Raw genomic sequence first — 24,264 nt, forward strand, 5'->3', positions numbered from 1 at the left:
GCATTATCGCATGTTTAGCAAAGTTTGAAAAGGCATATTATCATCCTTCAAAAGACGCAAAATCATCACATCGTAGGTTCAATCGGTCTAAATTCCATAAAGGAAAATAAAAAGTCAATTTTTGCGCTTAAAGTTTATATACCAATGCCGTAAAGTACAGCCATCTTTTGAGTTTATCATCAGTTACCCATTGTACCATTAGGATTGTTATCATGCCAAATCAGCCAATACCCCCAAAAAATCGCGCGCGCCGAGTGATGCCTTTTTTTGGGCTAAGTATGGGCGTCAGCATATTTGCACTCAGTTTGTTGGTGATTTTACCCTTTTTGATGATGGTTTTGACGACATTGCAAATGGATTTTGGCGACATCATGCGCACGATTCGCGAGCCGCAAGTGTTTGCAGCGATTAAGCTGTCCTTGTCCATGGCGATGCTTGCCACCATTACCAATTTGATTTTTGGGACGCTGGTGGCTTGGGTATTGGTGCGTTATGAGTTTTGGGGGAAATCCTTTTTAAATGCATTGGTTGATCTGCCATTTGCCCTGCCAACGGCGGTGACCGGCATCGCCCTTGCCACGCTTTATGCGCCCAATGGCTTGTTTGGTCAATGGTTTACACGCCTTGGGCTGCTGCTATTTAATGAGCCAATAAAAATTGCTTTTACGCCGATTGGCATTTGGCTTGCTTTGGTGGTGGTCAGTTTTCCTTTTATTGTGCGCGCGGTGCAGCCAGTGCTTGCTGAGCTTTCGGTAGAGTTTGAAGAAGCGGCAGCGGTGATGGGTGCCAGCCGCCTGACGACATTTCGCCGCGTCATTTTGCCTGAGATCGCCCCAGCGATGCTGATCGGCGCTGGCATGATGTTTGCGCGTGCTACTGGCGAGTATGGGTCGGTGATTTTTATTGCTGGTAATATCCCCATGCAATCGGAGATTTTACCCTTAATCATTGTCTCAAAACTTGAGCAGTTTGATGTAGCAGGCGCAGCTTGCGTCGCGTTATTTATGCTTTTGATCTCATTGGTGGTTTTGTTTGCCATTAATTTTGCTCAATGGAAACTGTCTGCAAGACTTGGTGCAAAAACCAACTGATTTATCACAATAAAAATTATTGAGTCATATAAAAATCTAAGGCAAGACTATGGCAAATATAAGTTCTTATGCATACCAAAAAAATCCTGCCACGCGTGATAAACCTTGGGTCAAATACAGTTTGATTGGTGTGGCGGCTGTATTTATGGGCGTCATGCTGGTTGTGCCACTATTGTCTGTTTTTTATGAAGCGCTTAAAGAAGGATGGCAGGCATATCAAGCTGCACTACTTGAACCTGATGCGCTGTCATCCATTAAGCTTACCTTAATAACAGCAGCGATCGTTTTACCCATCAATACAATCATTGGGGTGGCGCTGGCGTATTTGATCACACGCCATAAATTTCGCGGCAAATTTGTGATCACCACACTGCTTGATCTGCCCTTTGCGGTGTCGCCTGTGGTGGCAGGTTTGATGTTTGTGCTGGTCTTTGGCGCTAATACGCTGCTTGGGGGCTGGCTTGAGAGCATGGGGATTCAGGTGATCTTTGCGACGACAGGGATTGTGCTTGCGACTTTGTTTGTCACCTTTCCATTCATCGCACGAGAGCTCATTCCACTCATGCAGGCACAAGGCGACAGTGAAGAAGAAGCTGCTTTGACGCTTGGCGCCAATGGCTGGCAGATGTTTTGGAAAGTGACTCTGCCAAATATCAAATGGGCGCTACTTTATGGCATCATCCTAACCAATGCACGCGCGATGGGTGAATTTGGGGCGGTATCGGTGGTATCTGGACATATCCGAGGCGAGACGAACACCATGCCTTTGATGATTGAAATTGCGTACAATGAATATGCGTTTACCTTGGCATTTGCGCTGTCAAGCTTGCTTGCGCTACTTGCTTTGGTCACTTTGGCAGTTCAAGGCTTTATGAGTCGTAAAAAATAGCAGTCATACAGGTTTTATCAAACAAGCATTTACATATAAATATTTATTAATATAGCTAAAAAGGTATCTTCCATGAGTATTGAAATCCAAAACATTCATAAAGCTTTCGGTGATTTTGTTGCCTTGGGCGATATCAGCATCGATATTCCAACAGGTGAGCTAACCACTTTATTGGGTCCATCGGGCTGCGGTAAAACAACCTTACTGCGCATCATCGCAGGCCTTGAAAATGCAGACAGCGGGCGGATATATTTTGATGGTGTCGATGTGACCGACATCCCAGTACAGCATCGCGGTATCGGGTTTGTATTTCAGCAATATGCGTTATTTCGACATCAAACGGTTGCCCAAAACATTGGGTTTGGCTTGACACTTCTACCACGTCATACGCGCCCTTCGGTAGATGAAATTGATCGGCGTGTCGATGAGCTGCTTGACTTGGTGCAGCTTTCACACACCAAAACCCGCTACCCGCATGAACTGTCAGGCGGACAGCGTCAGCGCATTGCTTTGGCGCGTGCATTGGCGACCAATCCTAAGCTGCTGCTGCTTGATGAGCCTTTTGGCGCGCTTGATGCCAAAGTGCGTAAAGAGCTGCGCGCTTCTCTCAAGGACATCCAGCGCGAAATTGGCATAACGAGCATCATGGTCACGCATGACCAAGAAGAAGCCCAAGCCATATCTGATAAGATTGTCATTATGAATCATGGGCAAATAGAGCAAATTGGCACGCCAAGCGAGCTGTTTGCTAAGCCAAGCAGTGACTTTGTGGTGGATTTTTTGGGCTTATAACATTTAAGAGGCTAGCCCAAAATCCAACTGATAAAAAGCGCCTTAGCCAACGGTAATTTCAAAAGCTTGATAAATCGCTTCATCAAGTCTATCAACAGCGATGATATGAATACGGTTAAATTGTGAGTTATTAGCGGCAGGCGCATTGGCTCTGGGTACGATGGCATGGGTAAATCCATGCTTCATCGCCTCTTTGAGACGCTCTTGACCATTGGGTACAGGACGAATCTCCCCAGATAGCCCCACTTCACCGAACACACAAAGTCGATTGGGAAGCGCTTTTTCACGAATACTAGAGGCGCAGGCAAGCAGCACTGCAAGGTCTGATCCAGTCTCCATGACCTTAACGCCGCCAACGACGTTGACATACACATCCATACCACTGGTATGAATGCCGCCATGCCGATGCATTACCGCCAAAAGCATCGACAGTCTTTGATAATCAAGCCCCAATGCCATGCGGCGCGGCTGAGCTTGAGCGCTATCCACAAGCGCCTGGACCTCAACCAACAAAGGACGCGTACCTTCACGGCTAACCATGACGACCGACCCTGCAATGGGCTTATCATAGCGACTCAGAAAAATTGCCGATGGATTGGCGACTTCTTTTAAGCCTGTATCCGTCATCCCAAAAATACCCAGCTCGTTCACCGCACCAAAACGGTTCTTGACGGCGCGTATCATACGAAAGCGGCTATCTGATTCACCTTCAAAATACAACACCGTATCGACCATATGCTCAAGTACCCTAGGTCCTGCTAAGGCGCCTTCCTTGGTGACATGCCCCACCAAAAATAGCGCAGTGCCTGTTTGCTTGGCATAGCGAGTCAAGATGGCTGCTGATTCACGGATTTGAGCGACACCACCAGGGGCAGACTGAATCATCTCTGTAAATAATGTCTGAATCGAATCAATCACCGCAATGGCTGGCTGCTCTGCAGTCAATGCTGCACAAATGGTATCGACATTGGTTTCAGCTAAGACGCGCAGGCGATCGGTTGGCAGACCAAGCCTTTTGGCGCGCATTGCCACCTGAGATAGGCTTTCTTCGCCAGTGATATACAAAGCAGAGCCCGACAGTGAATCACCTGCTGCCATATTAATGGCAGTTTGTAATAAAATTGTCGATTTACCAATGCCAGGATCGCCGCCAATGAGCACCACCGACCCTGCCACCAATCCACCACCAAGAACGCGATCAAATTCACCAATCCCAGTTGGCATACGCGTCTCAAGCGTAACGCCAACATGGTCTAAAGTCATCACACCGCTCACCGCTCCAGCGTAGTTGGCAGTTTTTCTAGGCGCAGCGGTGCTGGTTTTTGACTTATTATGGTGCGGTAAACTGGTGTTGGGCGCCTCAACGAGCGTATTCCACTCACCGCAATCCGTACACTGCCCTGCCCATTTTCCATAAATTGCCCCGCAATTTTGGCAAATATAGCTTGATTTAGCTTTAGCCATAGATTATCCTAGTCGGTTGATCATAATTGATTAATCAAATTGTAGCATTTTTTTAGTATGCTTGCTAATTAACATCTCACGCAGCCCAAACACCCTATCAATCCTACCTGCAAAACGCCACTTTGACCCGTTTTTAAGTATAACTTTTAAAAATACATACATTTAATTTAATTATAGTACTTATCTTTCTGCATGTTTTGTGGTTTAATACTGCTTTTCACAGCGCCACTGTATTATCTTGTTACAATTTAAAGGCTTTATAGCTCTGTCCGTACAAATAACAGTGGATCGCCAATTTTCATTAAATGAGATCCAAACATGACTGCAAAGATAACTGCTCCAGATTTTGTTCGTCACCAAGCCTTGATTAATTGGGTGGCTGAAATTGCTGCTCTGACCAAACCTGCTGCCATCGAATGGTGCGACGGCTCTGAAGAAGAAAACCAGCGCCTGATCGATCTAATGATCGAAAACGGCACCATGATCAAATTAAATGAAGACAAGCATCCAAATTCATATCTGGCGTTCTCAGATCCGACAGATGTTGCGCGTGTCGAAGATCGTACTTATATCTGCTCAAAAGAAGAAATCGACGCAGGCGCGACCAATAACTGGATCGAGCCAGGTCAAATGCGCGCCAAATTAAACGAGTTGTTCGACGGCTGCATGGCAGGTCGCACCATGTATGTGGTACCTTTTAGCATGGGTCCTTTGGGCAGCCACATTGCCCATATCGGCATCGAAATCACAGATAGCCCTTATGTCGTTGTCAGCATGCGCAAAATGGCGCGTATGGGCAAAGAAGTTTATGATGTGCTTGGTACCGATGGCGAGTATGTGCCATGCGTCCACACTGTGGGCGCACCATTGACCGAAGGGCAAAAAGACGTGGCATGGCCATGCAACGATGACAAATACATCGTGCATTTCCCTGAGACTCGTGAAATCTGGTCATATGGATCAGGCTATGGCGGCAATGCTTTGCTTGGCAAAAAATGCCTAGCGCTACGCATCGCTTCTGCCATGGGTCGTGAGCAAGGTTGGTTGGCTGAACATATGCTGATCTTGGGTGTCACCAACCCACAAGGCAAAAAGCACTACATCGCTGCAGCATTCCCATCAGCGTGCGGTAAAACAAACTTTGCCATGCTCATTCCACCAGCAGGCTATGAAGGCTGGAAAGTCGAAACCGTCGGTGATGATATCGCATGGATTAAGCCTTCTGCAGATGGTAAGCTTTATGCCATCAACCCTGAAGCAGGCTTCTTTGGTGTTGCGCCAGGCACCAACACCAAAACCAACTCAAACTGCATGAGCACTTTGGTGTCTGATGTCATCTACACCAACGTCGCTGTTACCGATGATGGTGAAGCTTGGTGGGAAGGTAAAACTAAAGAAACTCCAGAAAACTTAACGAACTGGAAGCGCGAGCCACACACAGGTGAAGAGCGTGCGGCACATGCCAATGCACGATTTACCGTCTCTGCCAAACAATGCCCATCCATCGATCCACAGTGGGAGAATCCTGAAGGCGTGCCAATTTCTGCCTTCATCTTCGGTGGTCGCCGTGCAGATACTGTACCTTTGGTATCAGAAGCATTTGATTGGGTAGATGGGGTTTATAAAGCGGCAACCATGGGTTCTGAAACCACGGCTGCTGCAACTGGTCAGCAAGGTGTAGTGCGCCGCGATCCATTTGCGATGTTACCATTTGCTGGCTATAACATGGCTGACTACTTCAACCATTGGTTACAAATGGGCGAAAATGTCGGTAAAACAGCTGAAGCGGCAGGCAATCAGCTGCCAAAAATGTTCAAAGTCAACTGGTTCCGCCGTGACGAAAATGGCGACTTTGTATGGCCTGGCTTTGGTCAGAACATGCGTGTTCTACAGTGGATCATCGAGCGCTGTGAAGGTACTGCGAATGCTGTGCACACTCCAATTGGCTTGGTGCCAACTTATGATGACATCAATTGGGATCAGTCTGATTTTACCAAGGCACAATTTGAGCTTGTGACCAGTCAAGACAAAGATGCTTGGATCAAAGAGCTTGAAAGCCATGCTGAGTTGTTTGATAAGCTGGGTGAGCGTATGCCAGAAGCACTCAAAGCGCATAACGCCAAACTAAAAGCTGACATTGAGCAAGCATAAGCGATCGTCGTCAAACAAAAAGCGGAAAATATGTTTTCCGCTTTTGTTTAATAACTCATTAATAAAAGTAATTGGTTGACCGGTGCACAACAAAAAAACCAGCTTTTTCATAAAGCTGGTTTTTTTGTTAAATCGTTTAAAGCATATCACAAATTATTTATTTGGAACGGTCAAAACTTGCCCGATGCGCAAATCAGCAGTCGGCTCCAAATTATTCATCTTCGCAAGCTCTTGGGTGCTAATCCCATAGCGCCGCGCCAAAGCTATCAGCCCATCACCCGCTTTGACGGTATATGTCGTGGTAAGCTTAGGTACTTTTAACGTTTGTCCGATGCGCAGATTGGCATTGGAAGCCAAGCCATTCGCCGCTGCCAAGTCACTGATTGGTACACCAAAACGATTTGATAATAGGGTTAGGCTCTCACCAGCTTTGACGGTATAGTTTTCAGTTGCCCCAATGTTTGTATTGGTAGATGCGCGCGTAGAGCTGGTTCGCGTGCTTTCTGAGCGAGATGTCGCACTGTTTTCCAACTGAGCGTCGCTAGGCAATTTGAGTGTTTGACCAATTAAGACGCCATCTGTCACGCTCAAGCCATTTTCATTTGCCAGAGCATGTAAGCTGATGTTATATCTGCGAGCGATGGCGGTCAGACTTTCTCCAGCAGATACTTTGTGGGTTGCTGGATTGGTATTAGCTGCTGGTGTGCTTTGGCGAGATGGCGTTTGCTGGGCTGATACTGGCTGAGATTTTACTTTACCAGAGACAAGCCACAATCTTTGACCGATCAGGATATGTGCATCATTTGCCAAATTATTATAACTGGCAAGCTGACCGACAGTTAAGCCATGGGCAGCAGCCACAGATGTGAGACTATCGCCGGCACGCACGGTGTAGCTTTCGGGTTTTGGCTTGGGTTTTGGTGCAGGCTCAGGACGCGGCTGACTTGGCGGTGGAGCTACCGAGACAGGCGGCGGTGGAGGTGGTGCTACTGGTACCGAAGCTGTCACAGGCGGAAGCTGTGGTTGAGGAGCTGGTTCAGGCGCAGGGCTAGGCGCTACTGTTTGTACAGGCTGTAAAGGCGGCGATACAGCTTGAGTTTTTGGCTTATCCGAAAAACTCAACATCTTAGTTTCACCACGAGCGTCCAAAACCGACTGGCTGGTTTGTACTGCATTTAGCTGGATGTTTCCATCTTGGGGACTGATCGCAGGGACTTCAGGACTGGTTTTTTGAATTTCTGCCGCGATCAGATCTATTTCAGATTTTGATAAAGCCGGCTCTTGGACGATGGTATTATTTGGTGTGACTTGTGCAATGGTGGTTGGCAGCGTATTAGATGCGATCAATTCTTGCTGAGAGCTTGTGTTTGCCGAAGCGCCGGACTTAGGTACCACATAGGTGATGCTTTGAGCAGGTGCTGTTGCGATATAATCACCACCAAACCCATAGCCTTTTAAAGAGGCCAGCTGATTATCAATTTGGTTCGGCAAACTGTCAGGAATAACGATACGATTAGGACCGATCTCATCAACGGTAAGGTTTAAAAGCGCAGGGTTTAGTAAACGAAGCTCGCTGACTGGCAAGCCTGTCACTGTGGCAACTTCCGATAAACTCACACCATAATTAACTGGCACCGTTCTAAAATGGCTGTGATTGGCAATGGCGGGTAAATTAACACCATAAGTATTTGGGGACTTGACAATTTGAGCGACTGCTAAGAATCTTGGCACATAGTTCATTGTTTCAGTTGGCAGCTTAAGCGACCAATAATCCGTTGGTAGCCCTTGATCTTGGTTAGCTTTGATGGCGCGCGAAACTCGTCCAGGCCCTGCATTATAAGCGGCTAATGCCAACTCCCAAGAACCAAACTGGTTATACAAACTTGTTAAAAAGTCATAAGCGGCGCGCGTTGATTCAATCACATCACGGCGACCATCATAGGTTGCGCTTTGGTTCAAGCCATAGATGCGACCTGTGCTAGGAATAAACTGCCAAAGACCAGCAGCGGCAGCATTGCTGGTCGCCGTTGGGTCATAGGAGCTTTCAATGATGGGTAAAAGCGCTAATTCAGAGGGAATACCGCGTCTTTCGGCTTCAGCGACAGTATGATGCAGATAGCGCGAAGCACGCGCGGTCAGGCGGTCCAAATAAGTTTGACGCGTATAAAACCATGATTTTTGAGCTTCAATTCTTGCATTGGTAACTTCATTCATGCGATAGCCGCGGCGAATTCGATCCCATAAGTTACCGTAGCGCTGAATCGCCAGCTCATCGCCCTCCACCATGCTCATGTCGGTCGCTTGAAGTAGCGCTTCTAAGGCATCAAGCATCTCAAGATCCAAAACACCTGTGCCAGTATTACCCGATGATATGTGAATCTGCTGATTAGGCTTAGCTTGAGGGATTGGTTTTGGGGTCTGGCTGATCGGCTTAGAGGGTGTACTTGTGCTACTACAAGCAACCAAAATACAAGATGAAATGGCAAGACTGAGCGGCTTTAAGATCTGTTTAGAAATGGGGGATTTGGAGTGTTTTGTCATTTTCATGTCCTTTGGTCACCTAACTCAGTGATTGCTATAAAGCCAAATTGGCAAAATCAAGCCAACCAGCTATTTCAAGCGATAATAATGCCTTATTTTGGCAAATTTGGCAACCTTTTGGACAGCAAATGGGTAATAAAAACCACCGAATTGACTTACAAAACGGTGGCTCGATCAAATCAGTTTAGAATCTTAACTCATTCAACCGTGACTTGTGACACCGATCTTAATAATACAGCATGATTGCCCACCTGAGAAAAAGTGGCGCGCGAAGCGGTCTTAATGGTCACAGGTTTGCCGTCTTGGGTCCAAGTCTCGGTGGTCACAATCTGCGCCCTAGCTTGATTGCCGGTAGCAACCACATCTGTCACATCAATGCGATAGCGATAGCCACTGGATTTAGCCCAGCTTTTTTGAAGAAGCTGTAGGTAGCCTTCTTTATTTAAACTGGTCGTTTTGCCACCGCGAGATAGCGAAATGATGGCATCATCAGCGATTAATCTTGAAATTTGAGCAATATTTTGGGCGTTAGCGGCGCTGCTCATGCTTGATGCATATCGGCTGACATCTTGCTCACTGATCGCATAAGCATTGGTGGTGATCAAGCTTTGAACACCAAGTGCGCCAATGAATAAGCCAATGCTGGCACCTTTGCCAAATGATTTGCCTTTAAATTTACTTACCGATCGAATCGCAGCTGTCAGCATACTTGCAGCAGCGGCTTTTTTTAAAATAGAACGGGTGCTGTGTTTCATAAACCAACCCTTATATTAATATACTTATAAATGAATGACTTCCCCGTACTCATGACGGAGTGCTCTTAAGCTAAAATAGCATAGTAAGCTTAAAGCATGATGGCAAATTGTTACATTTTGTTTCATTTAGAAGTGATTTGGCAGAGACAGACTATTTTTCATCAAAAGGCGCATCTTCTTCAAGTTTTGCACCTAGTCGTGCCATGCGTCTGTCCATCAGCTGACGAGCAAGGGTTTGCATATCATCGACACGATCAAACTCATCGACAATCTCAAGCCCAAGTAAAGTCTCAAGCACATCTTCCAAGCTCACTAAGCCCTTGACTTCACCAAACTCCCCCACTGCCAAAGCAATGTGAACGCGCTCTTTGAGCATCAAATCAAGCAAATCAAACAATTTCATCTTGGCAAACACAAAGTTAATATCGCGCCGAAACTGCTTGATGGGCGTATGAATCTCTTGGTTTGCCTTGGCGATTAATAAATCAGACTTTAGGACAAACCCTGTTGCATTATCTAAATCTTCATCAAAAATCGGAAAGCGTGAAAATGGTAGCTTAGGATATTGAGCAAACACATCGCCGACAGTCATATTTTCATCAAATGCACTGACGACCGAGCGCGGCGTGACGATATCTTCGACATTGATCACACTGAGCGCCAGAGAGTTTTTGATAATTCGCGTTTCCATCTCGCTCATCTGACCTGAGCTTTCACCTTGATTGGCAAGCGCCAAAAACTCATGACGATTGAAGCTGCTTTCTTGATTACCGCGCGTCAGCATTCGTGAAATCTTTTCTGTCACCCAAATGATCGGTAATAACGCCACATTAATTGCACGCACATAATACGCCACAGGCATCGCAAAGCGTCGCCAATATGCCGTACCAATCGTTTTTGGGATAATTTCTGTGCCAATTAAGATAATCAGCGTCATCACGCCGCTAAACACCCCAAACCAAGCATTGCCAAATACAATCACCGCTTGAGCGCCTGCCCCAAGTGAGCCCAGTGTATGCGCAACGGTATTTAGCGTCAAGATTGCCGAAATTGACTTTTCAATATTATCAACTTTGACACTTTTAAGCAGTGCTGCGCCCTTAGGATCGTCCTCCGCCAGGGTGTCAATATATGAAGGCGTCATCGTCAAAAGCGCCGCCTCAGAGATTGAACATAAAAAGGATACAATCAGCGATAAGGAGATGAAGAAAATCAGTAAGGCAAGGTTGGTAGGTGTGCCGCCGAGCTCAAAAGCAGCGTGTGCGGTCAAGGGGATAAAAATAGCCGCCAATAATGCAGCAAAAATCAGGCGTGAAACAGATCCATTTGCCAAATTTCGGGGTCGCGGTCGGGACATATACGATGTAAAATTGCAAAAATTAGCACTCATATTAAGTGAAAATTAAGCGATGTGCAAGTATTGTTTTTAGTGCATTTTATCGCACATCAGTAACAACACCAAAAATCCATGTCAGACCCCCAAAAATATGCTATGATATGCGTTATTTTGACTTTTACTTGAGTGATTTAGATAGATATATTCCTTAAGTAAGGTTTATATTTTGGAAATGGGCGGTGATTGTGGATCATGATTGAAATAGTCCACCGTCTTTTAAGATTTAGGAGTTTTTGATGTTAGATTTATTTATCACTGCCGCGCACGCAACCGCAGGCGCACCTGCAGGTCAGCAGTCATTATTTATGAACTTGCTGATTCCTGTAGCGTTTTTTGCAATTTTCTATTTTTTGATCATTCGCCCACAATCAAAGCGCAACAAGCAGCACAAAGCCATGGTGGATAGCCTAGCTGCAGGTAATGAAGTTGTGTTCGCTGGTGGTCTGATCGGTCGCGTTAAGAAAGTTGAAGGCGATTATGCAGTAATCACACTGAATAACTCAACTGATGTTAAAATTCAGCGTGCAAGCGTCCTGATGGTGCTACCTGCCGGTACCATTGACAACATCTAACCCATCCTAAGCCCAAGCATTGACTTAGATAAATTAATTAATTGCTTGGGTCAGTTTTTTTGCAAATTGATGAGATGAATTCATCATCTTGCTCTATCTAATAAGAATACCCTATGCACTACCCTGCTTGGAAATATATATTAATTGCTGTGGTGCTCTTTATCTCTGGCATCTACGCATTACCCAACCTATATCCTGATGAGCCTGCTGTGCAAATTACAGGCGCGAGCGCAGGTACACAATTAACTCAAGATGTGCTGACACAAGCTGAAGGTCTGCTGACACAAGCAGGACTAAGTCACCATAATGGCAGCTTTGAAAATAACAGTGCACTGCTTCGCTTATCAAATGCTGAAGATCAGCTTAAGGCACAAGAAGTGCTGCGCCGAGACTTAGGCGAACAGTATGTGGTCGCACTTAATTTGGCACAAACCACGCCTGAATGGCTGCGCAATTTGGGCGCTGCTCCCATGAAGCTTGGTCTGGACTTGCGCGGCGGCGTGAGATTTGTGTTAGAAGTTGATATGGCAAAAGCACTCGAACAGCGTCTCACCACTGCCAGCCAAGACGTACGCCGTACACTGCGTGGCGAGCAAATCCCAGTTCAAAGTCTGCGCATGACCGATAATGGCATGGTGCTGACTTTCATCAATACAGACGATCGTGGGCGCGCTCAGTCTGTCCTACAAAATCAAGTTGGTGCAGACTTTGCACTGCGTCCCTTTGCTGATACTGAAGGGGCGGCGCTTGAGCTGACTTATACTGATGCTAAAATTCAAGAAATTAATGACTATGCTGTCGGTCAAAACTTAACCACGCTTAGAAATCGTATCAATGAGCTTGGCGTGGCTGAAGCATTGGTACAATCTCAAGGCGCTAACCGCATCGTCGTTGAGCTGCCTGGCGTGCAAGACACCGCAGAAGCCAAGCGTGTTTTGGGTCGTACTGCCAATCTTGAGTTTCGCATGGTGAGCGAACAGGACATGAATTATGCAGGCGGCATCCCACCGGCAGGCACCGAAGCCTTTCCATTTGGTTCTTTGGATGGTCAGCCTATGCTGCTTGAGCGTCAGTCCATCATCACAGGTGAGCGGGTTCAAGGGGCGCAGTCAGGACTGGATGAGAATGGACGCCCACAGGTGAATATCACCCTGGATAAAGCAGGCGGCAGACTCATGCAAAACGCCACTCGCACCGCTGTGGACAAACAGATGGCAGTGCTATTTATTGAAAATAAACAACGGGTCAGCTTTGAAGAAGATTCTGCAACTGGCGAGCTTGTCGAGGTGCGCACGCCTTATACCGAGTCACGCATCATTAACCGCGCGACCATTCGGGCAGTTTTAGGTTCTTCATTTGTGATCACAGGTTTGGATTCAGATGCAGAAGCAGGCGAGCTTGCACTCCTATTGCGCTCAGGCGCCTTGGCTGCACCGATGTACTTTGTCGAAGAGCGAACCATCGGTCCTTCTTTGGGTCAAGATAATATCGACAAAGGTTTGTTCTCTACACAGGTCGGCTATCTTTTGGTGTTCTTATGGATGATTGTGTTTTATCGTGCGTTTGGCGTGATTGCTAATATCGCCCTAGCCTTTAACGTCATTATGATGGTTGCCATCATGTCCATATTAGGCTCATCATTGACCTTGCCTGGTATCGCCGGGATTGTATTAACCATCGGTATGGCGGTTGATGCCAACGTCTTAATCTTTGAGCGTATTCGCGAAGAGCTTGCTAATGGGGCTCGTGCAAAATCCGCCATCGTGGCAGGTTTTGATCGTGCGTTTAGCTCAATTTTTGATGCTAACATCACCACGCTATTGATTGCATTTATCTTATTTGCCATTGGTACCGGACCGATCAAAGGGTTTGCAATTACGCTTGCGATTGGTATTATCAGCTCTTTGTTTACTGCGATTTTAGTAACTCGTGCCATGATTCAGATTTGGTATGGTCATCGCAAAAACTTAACCAAACTTAGCATCGGTTAGGAGTTAAAAATGAATAACGAAAATAACCCTATCGACCCAAACGCAGCACAGCCACCGCGCCGTCGTCGTGCGCCGCGTCGTGACGGAAAAGGCGCCAATGCCGCCACCAATCAAAATGCCCTAGCCGATCAATCACTGATTGCCGAAGCAGGCGATGAAGCTGCCGAAAAAGCCGGCGGCGTCAAGCTCATCGCCAATCAGCGCATCATTCCTTTTATGAAGCTCGAGAAGCCCATGATGGCATTTTCGGTGCTTTTTATACTTGCAGGACTGATAGCGCTTATAGTTAAGGGTTTAAACTTTGGGCTGGACTTTACAGGCGGTGTGTCTGCCAATGTCGCATACGAGCAGCCCGTCGAACAAGCACAGGTCGTTCAGGCATTGGCAGATAATGGCTTCAATGATGCAGTTGTCCAATACTTAGGAACGCGCCAAGAGCTTTTGGTGCGCTTACCACCCCAAGATGGCTCAGCCGAAAACCTAAGCGCTGCTTTGGATCAGATTCTCAATTTTCCAAATAACCCATCAACCATCGATAGCATCAGCATCATCGGGAGCCAGCTGGGTAATGAAATTTACCTAAACTCCTTGCTCGCCATGTCGGTGGCACTGGGAATGATGCTGCTTTATGTTGCGACGCGCTTTCAGTTCAAGCTCGCCTTGGGTGCTGTGCTGGCTTTGTTTCATGATGTGATCATCGTCGTTGGTGTGTTTGCCATCATGGGCTGGCCATTTGATCTGACGGTTTTAGCAGCTGTTTTGGCATTGATTGGTTATTCGGTGAACGATACCATCGTCGTCTATGACCGTATTCGTGAGAATTTTCGCCGAGTGCGCGGTCTGACACCTCGTCAAGTGCTTGACTTATCATTGACCGAAACCCTAAGACGCACCGTCATGACTGTGGGTACAGTATTTGTCGTGGTTGTCGCGATGCTATTTTTGGGCGGTGATGGTCTGTACTGGTTCTCTGTGGCATTATTTATCGGTTTGATCGCTGGTACTTATTCATCGGTCTATATTGCAAGCTCGATTCCGCTCATGATGGGCTTGTCTAGAGAAGATTTTGTCGTCAAAATCAAACCTGAGTTTGAAGAAGAAGTGGTGGTATTTGCCGATCCTGAACTTCAAAATACCAAAGATTAAGCCGCTTACGGCTCACATAACCACGCTCTAATTTGGGCGTGGTTTTTTATGGATATTTTTAATAATTGAAAACTTACCCTATCATTGACTCAGTGCTTTAAATAAAAAGTGCTTTAAATAAAAATCGCCCTAAGTCATGCTTGGGCGATTTGATATCCTGTCAAACTGCTTAACGGCGATAAGCAAGCTCGGTTAAGATTGTCTCAGCGTCACTCCAGCGGTTTGCGCTGTTTGATGCGCCTAATAATACGACGATTGCAGGGCGATTATTGACATTGGTTTCCATGACGACGCTATAACCAGCTTCGCGGATATAGCCAGTTTTTTGAACACCGATCGGATAAGCACCTTCTCTCACTAGACGGTTGGTATTGTTGCCTTTGTAGGTGCGATTACCGCTGTTATAATTTGTGATATAAAAATCATAGGTCGGCGCTGTGGAGAAGTTGCGGATACTGTGATATCGAGGGTCGCTATTGACTGCTTTCATCATGATCAATAGATCATTAGCAGATGACATATTGCGCGGATCTAAGCCAGATGAATCACTAAATTTTGTCTGATACATGCCTAGATCGCGCGCTTTTTGGTTCATGGCAGCGATAAAGGCATCATAACCGCCTGGATAAGTACGCGCCAATGCCTTAGCGGCTGGATTTTCAGAACGCATGAGCGTCATCAGCGTAAATTCAGAGCGTGTCATGCGGTCGCCAGCTTTTAGGCGTGTACTTGCTTGTTTAGCACCCACCAAATCCGAAGCAATCAAAGTAATCTCTTCACGCATATCAAGCTCAGCATCCAAGATAACCATCGCCGTCATTACTTTACTGATAGATGCGATCGAGCGCTGAACATCCGCATTCTTACCATAGATTGGCTTACCATCCTGCAAATCATACACCAAGACCGCCGCCGAACGTGTGCTGACAGGCAGATCATAAAAACTGCCAGCATAGCTGGTTTGGCTGCTATAATTGGTGGGCTGAGCGCTAGGCGCACTGGTCGTTGCATAAGTGGTGGTATGAGTTTGGGTTGTGGCGGCAAGCTGCGGCTGAATATCAACTCTGGTAGCGGTATAGGCTTGTGTCGCAGGTTGTACGCTGACTTGTGTTCTTGTGCTTACTTGAGCGGCAGGCTCAATATAAACGGACTGAGATGTGGTCATCTGAGCAGGCTGCACGGTCACACGCTGCTGGCTTTGATCGATTGAGAATGCGTGTGCGCTGTGCGCCCCAGCAGTCATCGCAAGTAAAATTGCCAAATTTTGGCTGTTTCGCTTGATGGATTTCATGGACTGTCCCCTTTTTCGGATATATTCTATTTTACCACAAAAATTGTGGGATTTTACTTACAGCAATAATTTTCATTAATTGTTACAAATTTATAATGAAATTTTTGCAGTACCGTTAAATAATATAGCTATCTGTAAGGTATCAAGCTCGCAATTTAACCAAATTTAATGTGGCAAAGTATAGACTGTGATAAATTTCACCCGACCAAACTCCATCTCAAAAAGCGTCCAATCAATCAGCCTAACCCTTAAAACACATGCCCTCAATAGTGAAATTCAACCAAGCGGATATTTGCCATCTGATATAGCCTACCCAAACTTACAAGCAGGTGATCAGACCGCAAATACCACCTCAAACTCATTTTAGACCTGCAAGGCACCGCGGCGGATCTGATCGCGCTCAAGCGACTCAAACAGCGCCTTAAAATTCCCCTCGCCAAACCCTTCTCGGTAATCGCCTTTACGCTGAATGAATTCAAAAAACACTGGACCTAACGCGGTTTCTGAAAAAATTTGCAATAACAATCGGGGATGACCGCCTTCGGTGGTCCCATCTAGCAAGATGCCACGACTTTGGAGTGCGGACACATCCTCGCCATGACCCGGCAGTCGCTCATCAAGCATCTCATAATAGGCATCGTTAGGCGCAGTCATCAATGGTATGCCAGCTGCTTTTAGCTGATCGATGGCATTGGTCAAATCGTCTGTCAAAAGCGCGATATGCTGTATGCCTTCGCCTCCAAACGCCATGAGATATTCCTCGATCTGACCGCCGCCTTGTTTGGCTTCTTCATTGAGCGGGATTCGGATTAAGCCATCAGGCGCCGTCATCGCGCGACTGGTCAAGCCTGTGTATTCACCCTTGATGTCAAAATAGCGTATTTCTTGAAAATTAAATAGCTTTTCATAAAATTTCGCCCAATAATCCATCCGACCACGATAAACATTGTGCGTCAAATGGTCAATGACCTCAAAACCATAACCAACAGGATTGGGATTGACACCTTCAAGAAATTCAAAATCAATATCATAAATGGATTTACCTGCCTCAAATCGATCAATCAAATACAGCGGCGCGCCGCCAATACCTCGAATGGCAGGCAGACGAAGCTCCATGACCGATGTCGGTATCTCAATGGGCTTTGCGCCCAATTCAATCGCCCGACGGTACGCAAACTGTGCATTACGGACACGAAATGCCATGCCACAAGCTGATGGACCATGCTCATTGGCAAAATACATCGCCTCAGAATTGGGCTCGCGATTGACAATAAAATTAATACCGCCCTGACGGTACAACAGCACATCCTTTGAGCGATGCTTGGCAACCAAACTAAATCCCATTTTTTCGAATAATGGCTCAAGCACATTTGGCGTTGGGCTTGCAAACTCTACAAATTCAAAACCACACAGTCCCATTGGGTTTTCAAATAAATCTGCCATAAAATACTCCTTTTGTGGGTGATGCTACTTGTCTTTCAGTGATGACTTATCATAAAATAAGCGAAAATTGCGCACAAATGGAATTTTTATCATAATTATTGGATAATCCTATGAATATCACTTTTCGTCAGCTCAAAGCTTTTGCCAGCATCGCGCGCCATCACAGCTTTAGTAAGGCAGCCGCTGAGCTGCACTTGACTCAGTCATCCCTAAGCGGGCTGATCAAAGAGATGGAAAAGCAGCTGGATATGCGCCTATTTGACCGAACCACGCGCCAAATCCACTTGACAGAAGCCGGTGAGCGGCTGCTACCGCATGCCAATAAAGTGCTCAATGATATGCAGCTGATGAGTCATGAAGTCCATGATTTACAGGACTATCACCAAGGTAAAGTGCGTATCGCAGCGCCGCAGCAGCTAGCCGCCGCTTCGATACCCAAACTGATCCGCTTATTCAAAGAGGCGTATCCTGATATTCAAGTGACTTTGATTGACTGCTCAATTGAAGAGGTGGTGGATCATGTGCAGATGCTGGAGGCGGACATTGGGCTAGGACCTGATCTTTTGCATAGCAATGAGCTGATGCAGACCAGACTGTTTCGGTCATCCTTTGGACTGGTGGTGCGTGCAGATCACCCCCTAGCAGACTCAAAGGCGCTGACATGGCAGGATCTTAATGAAGGTGATTTGATTACAGTGCAAGCGCCTTTTGCCGACCATATCAATGAAAAGCTACCTTTGGATATTCGCACGCGTCTGTTTCGCAGCGATTATCAAGTCAATTTTTTATCAACGGCTTTGGGTATGGTCAAAGAAGGACTTGGGATCACCATGGCGCTTGGCTATGCCAAATCTTGGGTGGATGAACAAGGCTTGGTCATGATTCCGATTCATGAGCCGCAGATTGGCTATGAATTTATGCTATATAAACACCGCCAACGCAGCCAAACGCCCGCCATGAAAAGCTTTGAAAATTTTCTGCTCAAAGCCTCCAAAGACTGGCTGCTGCATATTTAAAGACCTCCTTAGGTTTATAAGAGGTCTAGTATGCCAAAGCGTTATGCTCACTCAAATGATGTGTCACCTTCTTGAGATGGGCTGATGTCATCATCGATCGATGGTGGCTCATCATAAATGCCCTCACCTACCGCACCCTCACCCGTCAGTAGCGCGATGAGCATTTGGCTGTATTTATCGTCACCTGACTTGATGCGCTCCACAAGCTCGCGGCTATAATCCATCACATTCACCGAGTTTTGGGCATTTGGTGTACGCAGATGGGCAGGCAGACGCGCAAATTCATCTTTTTGAACTGGCGTGATGGTTGTAAACACATCAATCAGCATAGGCTGCTCTAGGCGCAAGCTTGAATTTTCTTTATTTACAAAGGGATTGGGCAGGTATTGGCGCTGATGGATCCAGCCAATTTTATTGCCTGTCAAGCCATAATGTGACAGCGGCTGATAAGGCGAAGGTTCAATTTCCGTCATTTGATCTCGATACTGAGCGTCGGATTGATAGCCATAGCTAATTTTTGCCAAGGCGTTTAATAACATTCTGACAAATAATCGACTGTCAATTTTGACTTCGGTGGGCAACTCTTCGTGATCTTGAGCATGATTAACATTGACAACTTCGATGACACTTTGCCCATCTTCAATCGTGCGCTCCACATTCCCAAAGCTTGGCTCGGCAAATTCGCTATAATTATCCACGATGCTACGATATAAAGTATCGGCAAATAAATATCGAGCATAAGCTTGGTCTTGGGCATTGGGATTTAGGCGGATGATTCGCCCTGTGCCTTTGATGGTATCGACGGCTTTGGATGATAAATTATCCAACAGATTGGGCATCATAAGAACAGTGTCATCATTGACCATCTCAAACGCACTCACATCCAAGCTATCAAAGCTTTGTTTTTTGGCATGCCACACATACCCAATCAGATCTTTGGCAAAATTAGGTGGCAGGCTGCCGTCATTAAGGCGAATGGCTAGCCACTTATCACGCCACTTGGTGCCAAGCTGTTTATCAAGGGTTTCGCTATTGAGCATGGCAAAATTATCCGCCCACAGATAAACAATACCTTGCTTTAGGTCAATATAAAGCGGCTGATTCAGATGCAGCGCGATATTTTTGGCATCATAACTGATGGCAGGCAGCGCGGTAAATTTTCCAAGCAGTGGCTGATAATTACCCTTGACACTCAAGGCGCTTGGCTCAATCAAATTAGCATTGAGTAATTTGGCTTTTTTTTGTTCAAGCGCGGTATCTTCTTGATTGCGCTCGGCATTATAAACAGCTTCATTGGCAGCACGGGTGGCGCTGTCGCTCAGCTCCTTTTCCTGCAGCTCATCGTACAATAAATCAAACTGCTCAGAAGGGGTCATATTTTTGGTACTGCTCAAAAAAGCTTCAATATCAAAGCTTTCAATGCCAGCTTCTTGTAATTCGTACCGCTCATTGACGCACGCTAAATATGTCTTGCGAATTTGATCAAACGCTTGGGTTTTTTCGATATCTTCCATCGCGACCTTTTGCTCAGCCATCAACGCCTTAGTCAAAGAAATATAGGCTGTGTCATGCTGAGTCTCACAGTGCTGAGCTTGATTTTGATCGCTGTGATCGGCATGAGCTGCCAATGCCTGCTCGCGAATTGCGTTAGAAACAAAAATATCTGTTTCATAGCCAAAAGAGCTGCGCATTTGTGCTGTGATGGCTTCTGATAAATCTTGTTTGGCTGTGGCTGAGCTGACAGCTTTGGGTGCGATATCAGCGGTACTTGCGCACCCTGTCAAAGCCGCCAAACATACCAGCGCCGCAATTGGGTTTAATTTAGTTTGCATAAATCACTCTCAGTCTTATTATTTATCTGTTAAGGCAGCATCACTGTCATCAAGGATTAAGGCGGCGTCAGTGTCATCAATGACGGTGTCGTAATCATCGCGAGCTTGTCTTGCCAATTCACCCAATTTGATATCTTGGCGAATGGTATGAACCCAAGCATTCCCATCTGAGCTATCTTTGGTGCCATCAATGAGCTTTGAGGCATAAGGATGAGCGATCGGCTGACTGCTAAAGCGTGTTTGGGCAATGGTCTGCGTTCGTGTGTTTTGCATGTGCTGATTGATGCTTTGGATGTATTGTAAACCAATGAGCTGACCGCGACTGTTTAAATAATAATATATATGATCCGATGAGCTCATCGGCATGATCGACTCAAGTAGCGCCAACGCACTGCCAATATCATCTGTGTGATGACCTTGATTAATCAGCGCCCAATCATCAATGATTTGCTTAATTTTGGCGGCATTGATCGGATCATCTGAATCTTCAGGGTAACGCTCAGGATGGGCATCAACATAAGCTTTTAGATCTTTGGCGATGTATTTTAAGATAACACCGATATATTTGCCGACTTCTTGTTTAGATAGGCTTAATTTAATTGCTTGGGTTGCTCCAAGTTTACGCGCATAAGGATCGCTCGTCATCACCACTGGCGTAAATCGTTCGACATCCAATTCACCAAATCCTGCCAAATAGCCATTAACCATCGCTTCATAAATAACATCTGTGGGAATGACGCCCTCAAGCGGTTTGGGTAAATAAAATGTCACCATGCCATCTTTGGAGTCTTTGGGCAGCGGCGCATACTTTGGCAAAGCAAGCGCGCTGACAGGCAGTGCAGCTGATGCATCAACCGTTATCGATCCTTGGTCAAAGTCAATCAATATCGGCGCTTGGATGGATTGCTTGGCAGTTGGTGATTCATAATCCAAAGCCATCACCGAATTAATCTTACGCTGAGCAGGCGCGTAGTGGCTAAGAATTGTAAAGGCGGTATTTTCATACTGATAAAAATTCTTAGCGTCAAGCTGCTCTGGCGTTTTTTTCATATAATCCAGCATGGATGACATCATGTTGGTATATATGCCGCCCATATCTTCGGGTAATGGTAAAGGCAGCGACTCCATCGCGTCACTGTCTGCGCCGGTGTTGGTTGGTTTGGTTTGTTCTGACAGCTTCATGGACTTATAAGCCTCAAACCACTGTCGTAACACCGGCTTTGGCTCATCTGAATCCGCCTCACCCATAAGTAGCTTAAAAAACACCTGGGTATCCAGTTCGTCAGCTTCTTCCAAACTGGTCGGTCTTTGAACATCATCAATAGGTTCATCTAAGCTCATGGCAATGCAATATGAGCCATCAAAATGTGTCTGTAAAAAACTCTCTGGGCTATTTGCCAGTGTCTTACCTTGGCGGCGTAGATTTTTATTGGCTGTCAGCTGAGTCTGTGAACATTCACGAATGAGCGACCTAACATCCAGCTGTTTGGCGGTCAGACCTCGATCTATATAACCTAGCGGATCCATATAAATCATTCCGTACCACACATCTTGATCACAGACCAAAAACTGATTATATGCCATCAGATAGCCATCATAAGCCTCGCCCGTCAAGGAAGGATGCTTGCGACTGGCAGACAGCACTTGGTTTAAATCTCGTTGATAACTGGTAGCGCATTGACGGATATTGGCGATGTCATCGATTTGATATCCCTGTGCGTTGGATTTTTGAGCATCAAAATCTTGATTTGCTTGAGTGATACAGCCATCGATGACTTTAAGCTGATCTTTAATTTGTCGATCTTTGACAGTGAGTGTGGGATTGGTTAAGACGATTTGATCGAGAGTCTCGGCTGCATCGCTTAAGCAGCGATATTGATCCATATAAGCAGCCATGATGTCTGAGCCAGCCGTCAAATACTGCGCATCCATTGCTGTCTCTCGGGTGATGGCGTGATCAAGTATGGCGCCCTTTTTTTCGTCATCGTAGCGCAAATAAGGCAAAGACCCCTCTTCGTTTAGATAATCTTCAGTCGTACGGTAAGCATCGCTTTGGTAGCTGGCGCTATCGGCAGTGGTTTTATATTCATACGTCTTGAGTGCTGTCATCCACAGGCTATCGCTACCAGCGTCAATGCTATCCTTGGCTAGGTGAGGCACGACTCGATATCGATAGGTCGATAGCGAATAGCGCTCACTGAGCAGATGCTGATTCATTGCTTTGATTAGGCTTTGCTTAGCTTGAGCGGATGGCGTGGACAGATTATCCGCAAAAGGTAGCGTCTGCAAAGACTGCCCCCGCAGGCTGTCTGTCTGCATGCCCACACCCTGACAGGCTTGTAACATCAGTGCCGCCACCGCCAGGTAACCAAATTTGAGCGATCGGTTCTTGGGCTTGGACAAACGAATGTTTGAGAGCTGTTTTTTCATACTAATGTGCCATGAGTAAAAGTAAGTAATGTGAATTTTTGATTAAAAATGGATTATAAGGTAACACAAATTCACTCACTTGCAAAGATATTCATGAATGGTGTGAGTATTATTTTTGTCTCGACCTTTTTTATCGTATTTTAAGCACAAAAAACCCTGCATCATGCAGGGTTTAAAAAACTTAATTGAATTAATTCTTAAAGTGCGCTTCAAGTACTTCAATACATTTTTGCGCCTTGACGGTTGTTTGTTCTTTCGAGATGGTGACAGCGCTCAAAGTCAGTGTCGGCAAACTGTGGTTTGGTAGGATTTTAACAACTTTACCTGACTCAAGCAGCGCTTTGGCATCGACGGCATTGGTCTTAGTAATGCCATAGCCTTCAGCAGCCAAGTTTAGAGCGATGGCATGATTATTGGTGATCAGTCTTGAGCTGACACGCACAGACTGCTTACCATTTGCATCTTTAAACTCGACGCTTTCGGTTGGTTTTTCGCCGCAGATAATCATTGTGTGCGCTGCCAATGCCTTAACATTTTCTACATCACCATGATTTTTGATATATTCTGGTGAAGCAACCAACAGCTGCTCTACTGTCTTAAGTGCGATGCCTTGAGCCTGTTCGCTCAACAACAAAGCCACATCAACGCGATCTTCAATCATATCCAGATTGTCGCGCGAGATGATATTCAATGACAAGTTATCATGCTCAACCAACCAATCAGATAAGGCAGGCAGTAGATAAGCCTTAGCAAGCTCTGGGGTGGTCGCAATACGCAGACTGCCTGAGAGCTCATCTTTAAGCTGAATCACACTGTCACGCCCTTGTTCGGCTGCTTTCACCATTTGGGTGGCTGATGAATATAAGCTTTCGCCAGCTTCGGTTAGACTGAGCTTACGTGTCGAGCGATGTAGTAAAGAAACACCCAAATCAGTTTCCAAAGAGCGAATTTGCTGACTGACAGCACTGGTTGTAATGCCAAGTTCTTTGGCTGCGCCACTAAATGAACCGTGGCGAACTACGCTCGCGAAGACCGCCATACCTCGTAAATTATCTAACATATTTTACCTCAAATTATTTAGTTTAATTTAATTAATTAATTTATATAATCTGCATTTTAAGAAAAAGCAAATCATTATAATAAAATTCTAATGTTATGTTATAAAAAATGATGACTGATCAGTCATTTTATGTATAATTTTATGATCAAAAGTCATTGTTAAGTTATGATTTGTATGGGATTGGACACATAATGCCGAACCCTTTAAATTAAAGATAATTTTACAAGACTATCAAAAATTATGGTTACTAACTATAAAGGAATTTTAATCTATTGGCAAGAGATTGTTCAGAAAAAATGTATCACATTGTAATGTTTTTTGCATGACTTTAACTGCAAAATCTTTAGGCAATATTTGCTTAATATTTTTAAGTTTTTGGGGCATGTTGTATGATGATACATGTC

At 45.7% G+C, this 24,264-nt stretch carries 17 protein-coding genes; 8 read left to right on the forward strand and 9 right to left on the reverse strand.

Translation table 11 applies throughout. The features are described 5' to 3' along the window. The first annotated feature begins 212 nt into the window (after positions 1-212). The 3 genes from cysT (at position 213) to B0180_RS07275 (ending at position 2,772) form a co-directional block, all read left to right on the forward strand. Entirely contained in the window at positions 213-1,091 is an 879-nt protein-coding gene (cysT, locus tag B0180_RS07265; protein WP_078256326.1) for a sulfate ABC transporter permease subunit CysT, read from the forward strand. A gap of 49 nt (positions 1,092-1,140) precedes the next feature. Continuing rightward, positions 1,141-1,980 carry a sulfate ABC transporter permease subunit CysW gene (cysW, locus tag B0180_RS07270; RefSeq protein ID WP_078256327.1) on the forward strand — a complete coding sequence of 280 codons (840 nt, stop codon included), beginning with the start codon at positions 1,141-1,143 and terminating at the stop codon, positions 1,978-1,980. Between the two features lie 72 nt (positions 1,981-2,052). Next, positions 2,053-2,772 (forward strand): sulfate/molybdate ABC transporter ATP-binding protein, encoded by a 720-nt coding sequence (locus tag B0180_RS07275; RefSeq protein WP_053088771.1) that lies wholly within the window; start codon positions 2,053-2,055, stop codon positions 2,770-2,772. A gap of 42 nt (positions 2,773-2,814) precedes the next feature. On the opposite strand, the gene radA is transcribed toward B0180_RS07275, so the two are convergent. Next, entirely contained in the window at positions 2,815-4,236 is a 1,422-nt protein-coding gene (gene radA, locus B0180_RS07280) for a DNA repair protein RadA (RefSeq protein WP_078256328.1), read from the reverse strand. A 318-nt stretch (positions 4,237-4,554) separates the two neighbouring features. Between radA and B0180_RS07285 the strand changes: the two genes are divergently transcribed. Further along, complete coding sequence (locus tag B0180_RS07285) at positions 4,555-6,387, forward strand: phosphoenolpyruvate carboxykinase (GTP) (RefSeq protein ID WP_078256329.1); 1,833 nt, start codon at positions 4,555-4,557, stop codon at positions 6,385-6,387. A 153-nt stretch (positions 6,388-6,540) separates the two neighbouring features. On the opposite strand, the gene B0180_RS07290 is transcribed toward B0180_RS07285, so the two are convergent. The 3 genes from B0180_RS07290 to B0180_RS07300 all read right to left on the reverse strand — a co-directional run bounded on the left by B0180_RS07290 (position 6,541) and on the right by B0180_RS07300 (position 10,827). Further along, the gene (locus B0180_RS07290; RefSeq protein ID WP_078256330.1) at positions 6,541-8,928 is read right to left on the reverse strand and encodes a LysM peptidoglycan-binding domain-containing protein; all 2,388 of its coding nucleotides are present in this window, start codon (positions 8,926-8,928) and stop codon (positions 6,541-6,543) included. Between the two features lie 197 nt (positions 8,929-9,125). Further along, positions 9,126-9,683, reverse strand: coding sequence for a DUF4440 domain-containing protein (locus tag B0180_RS07295; RefSeq protein WP_078256331.1), 558 nt, complete (start codon positions 9,681-9,683; stop codon positions 9,126-9,128). 151 nt (positions 9,684-9,834) lie between these two features. Further along, complete coding sequence (locus B0180_RS07300) at positions 9,835-10,827, reverse strand: CNNM domain-containing protein (RefSeq protein ID WP_327037567.1); 993 nt, start codon at positions 10,825-10,827, stop codon at positions 9,835-9,837. A gap of 488 nt (positions 10,828-11,315) precedes the next feature. On the opposite strand from B0180_RS07300, the gene yajC reads away from it, so the two are divergent. The 3 genes from yajC (at position 11,316) to secF (ending at position 14,788) form a co-directional block, all read left to right on the forward strand. Next, entirely contained in the window at positions 11,316-11,651 is a 336-nt protein-coding gene (gene yajC / locus B0180_RS07305; protein ID WP_049237569.1) for a preprotein translocase subunit YajC, read from the forward strand. A 113-nt stretch (positions 11,652-11,764) separates the two neighbouring features. Then, on the forward strand, positions 11,765-13,642 hold the full coding sequence (secD, locus tag B0180_RS07310) for a protein translocase subunit SecD (RefSeq protein WP_078256333.1): 1,878 nt from the start codon (positions 11,765-11,767) through the stop codon (positions 13,640-13,642). A gap of 9 nt (positions 13,643-13,651) precedes the next feature. Beyond that, positions 13,652-14,788 carry a protein translocase subunit SecF gene (secF, locus tag B0180_RS07315; RefSeq protein ID WP_078256334.1) on the forward strand — a complete coding sequence of 379 codons (1,137 nt, stop codon included), beginning with the start codon at positions 13,652-13,654 and terminating at the stop codon, positions 14,786-14,788. Between the two features lie 169 nt (positions 14,789-14,957). On the opposite strand, the gene B0180_RS07320 is transcribed toward secF, so the two are convergent. Continuing rightward, positions 14,958-16,079, reverse strand: coding sequence for a D-alanyl-D-alanine carboxypeptidase family protein (locus B0180_RS07320; RefSeq protein ID WP_078256335.1), 1,122 nt, complete (start codon positions 16,077-16,079; stop codon positions 14,958-14,960). Positions 16,080-16,442: 363 nt separating this feature from the next. Further along, positions 16,443-17,522 (reverse strand): 4-hydroxyphenylpyruvate dioxygenase, encoded by a 1,080-nt coding sequence (gene hppD, locus B0180_RS07325; RefSeq protein ID WP_078256336.1) that lies wholly within the window; start codon positions 17,520-17,522, stop codon positions 16,443-16,445. 110 nt (positions 17,523-17,632) lie between these two features. Here hppD and B0180_RS07330 point away from each other — a divergent pair, with 110 nt between their 5' ends. After that, entirely contained in the window at positions 17,633-18,538 is a 906-nt protein-coding gene (locus B0180_RS07330; protein ID WP_065424901.1) for a LysR family transcriptional regulator, read from the forward strand. 47 nt (positions 18,539-18,585) lie between these two features. On the opposite strand, the gene B0180_RS07335 is transcribed toward B0180_RS07330, so the two are convergent. The 3 genes from B0180_RS07335 to B0180_RS07345 form a co-directional block, all read right to left on the reverse strand. Continuing rightward, positions 18,586-20,370 carry a hypothetical protein gene (locus B0180_RS07335; protein WP_078256337.1) on the reverse strand — a complete coding sequence of 595 codons (1,785 nt, stop codon included), beginning with the start codon at positions 20,368-20,370 and terminating at the stop codon, positions 18,586-18,588. A gap of 18 nt (positions 20,371-20,388) precedes the next feature. Beyond that, positions 20,389-22,800: a hypothetical protein gene (locus tag B0180_RS07340; protein WP_078256338.1), complete on the reverse strand. Its 2,412-nt coding sequence runs from the start codon at positions 22,798-22,800 to the stop codon at positions 20,389-20,391. A gap of 190 nt (positions 22,801-22,990) precedes the next feature. Further along, the gene (locus tag B0180_RS07345) at positions 22,991-23,860 is read right to left on the reverse strand and encodes a LysR family transcriptional regulator (RefSeq protein ID WP_078256339.1); all 870 of its coding nucleotides are present in this window, start codon (positions 23,858-23,860) and stop codon (positions 22,991-22,993) included. Positions 23,861-24,264 lie beyond the last annotated feature (404 nt).

The organism is Moraxella canis (genome assembly GCF_002014965.1).
Lineage (GTDB): Bacteria > Pseudomonadota > Gammaproteobacteria > Pseudomonadales > Moraxellaceae > Moraxella > Moraxella canis.

What these genes read in the sequence shown, in the direction of transcription:
- cysT (WP_078256326.1), top strand. Translation starts at nt 213, where the DNA reads ATGCCAAATCAGCCAATACCCCCAAAAAATCGCGCGCGCCGAGTGATG.
- cysW (WP_078256327.1), top strand. Translation starts at nt 1,141, where the DNA reads ATGGCAAATATAAGTTCTTATGCATACCAAAAAAATCCTGCCACGCGT.
- B0180_RS07275 (WP_053088771.1), top strand. Translation starts at nt 2,053, where the DNA reads ATGAGTATTGAAATCCAAAACATTCATAAAGCTTTCGGTGATTTTGTT.
- radA (WP_078256328.1), bottom strand. Translation starts at nt 4,236, where the DNA reads ATGGCTAAAGCTAAATCAAGCTATATTTGCCAAAATTGCGGGGCAATT.
- B0180_RS07285 (WP_078256329.1), top strand. Translation starts at nt 4,555, where the DNA reads ATGACTGCAAAGATAACTGCTCCAGATTTTGTTCGTCACCAAGCCTTG.
- B0180_RS07290 (WP_078256330.1), bottom strand. Translation starts at nt 8,928, where the DNA reads ATGACAAAACACTCCAAATCCCCCATTTCTAAACAGATCTTAAAGCCG.
- B0180_RS07295 (WP_078256331.1), bottom strand. Translation starts at nt 9,683, where the DNA reads ATGAAACACAGCACCCGTTCTATTTTAAAAAAAGCCGCTGCTGCAAGT.
- B0180_RS07300 (WP_327037567.1), bottom strand. Translation starts at nt 10,827, where the DNA reads ATGACGCCTTCATATATTGACACCCTGGCGGAGGACGATCCTAAGGGC.
- yajC (WP_049237569.1), top strand. Translation starts at nt 11,316, where the DNA reads ATGTTAGATTTATTTATCACTGCCGCGCACGCAACCGCAGGCGCACCT.
- secD (WP_078256333.1), top strand. Translation starts at nt 11,765, where the DNA reads ATGCACTACCCTGCTTGGAAATATATATTAATTGCTGTGGTGCTCTTT.
- secF (WP_078256334.1), top strand. Translation starts at nt 13,652, where the DNA reads ATGAATAACGAAAATAACCCTATCGACCCAAACGCAGCACAGCCACCG.
- B0180_RS07320 (WP_078256335.1), bottom strand. Translation starts at nt 16,079, where the DNA reads ATGAAATCCATCAAGCGAAACAGCCAAAATTTGGCAATTTTACTTGCG.
- hppD (WP_078256336.1), bottom strand. Translation starts at nt 17,522, where the DNA reads ATGGCAGATTTATTTGAAAACCCAATGGGACTGTGTGGTTTTGAATTT.
- B0180_RS07330 (WP_065424901.1), top strand. Translation starts at nt 17,633, where the DNA reads ATGAATATCACTTTTCGTCAGCTCAAAGCTTTTGCCAGCATCGCGCGC.
- B0180_RS07335 (WP_078256337.1), bottom strand. Translation starts at nt 20,370, where the DNA reads ATGCAAACTAAATTAAACCCAATTGCGGCGCTGGTATGTTTGGCGGCT.
- B0180_RS07340 (WP_078256338.1), bottom strand. Translation starts at nt 22,800, where the DNA reads ATGAAAAAACAGCTCTCAAACATTCGTTTGTCCAAGCCCAAGAACCGA.
- B0180_RS07345 (WP_078256339.1), bottom strand. Translation starts at nt 23,860, where the DNA reads ATGTTAGATAATTTACGAGGTATGGCGGTCTTCGCGAGCGTAGTTCGC.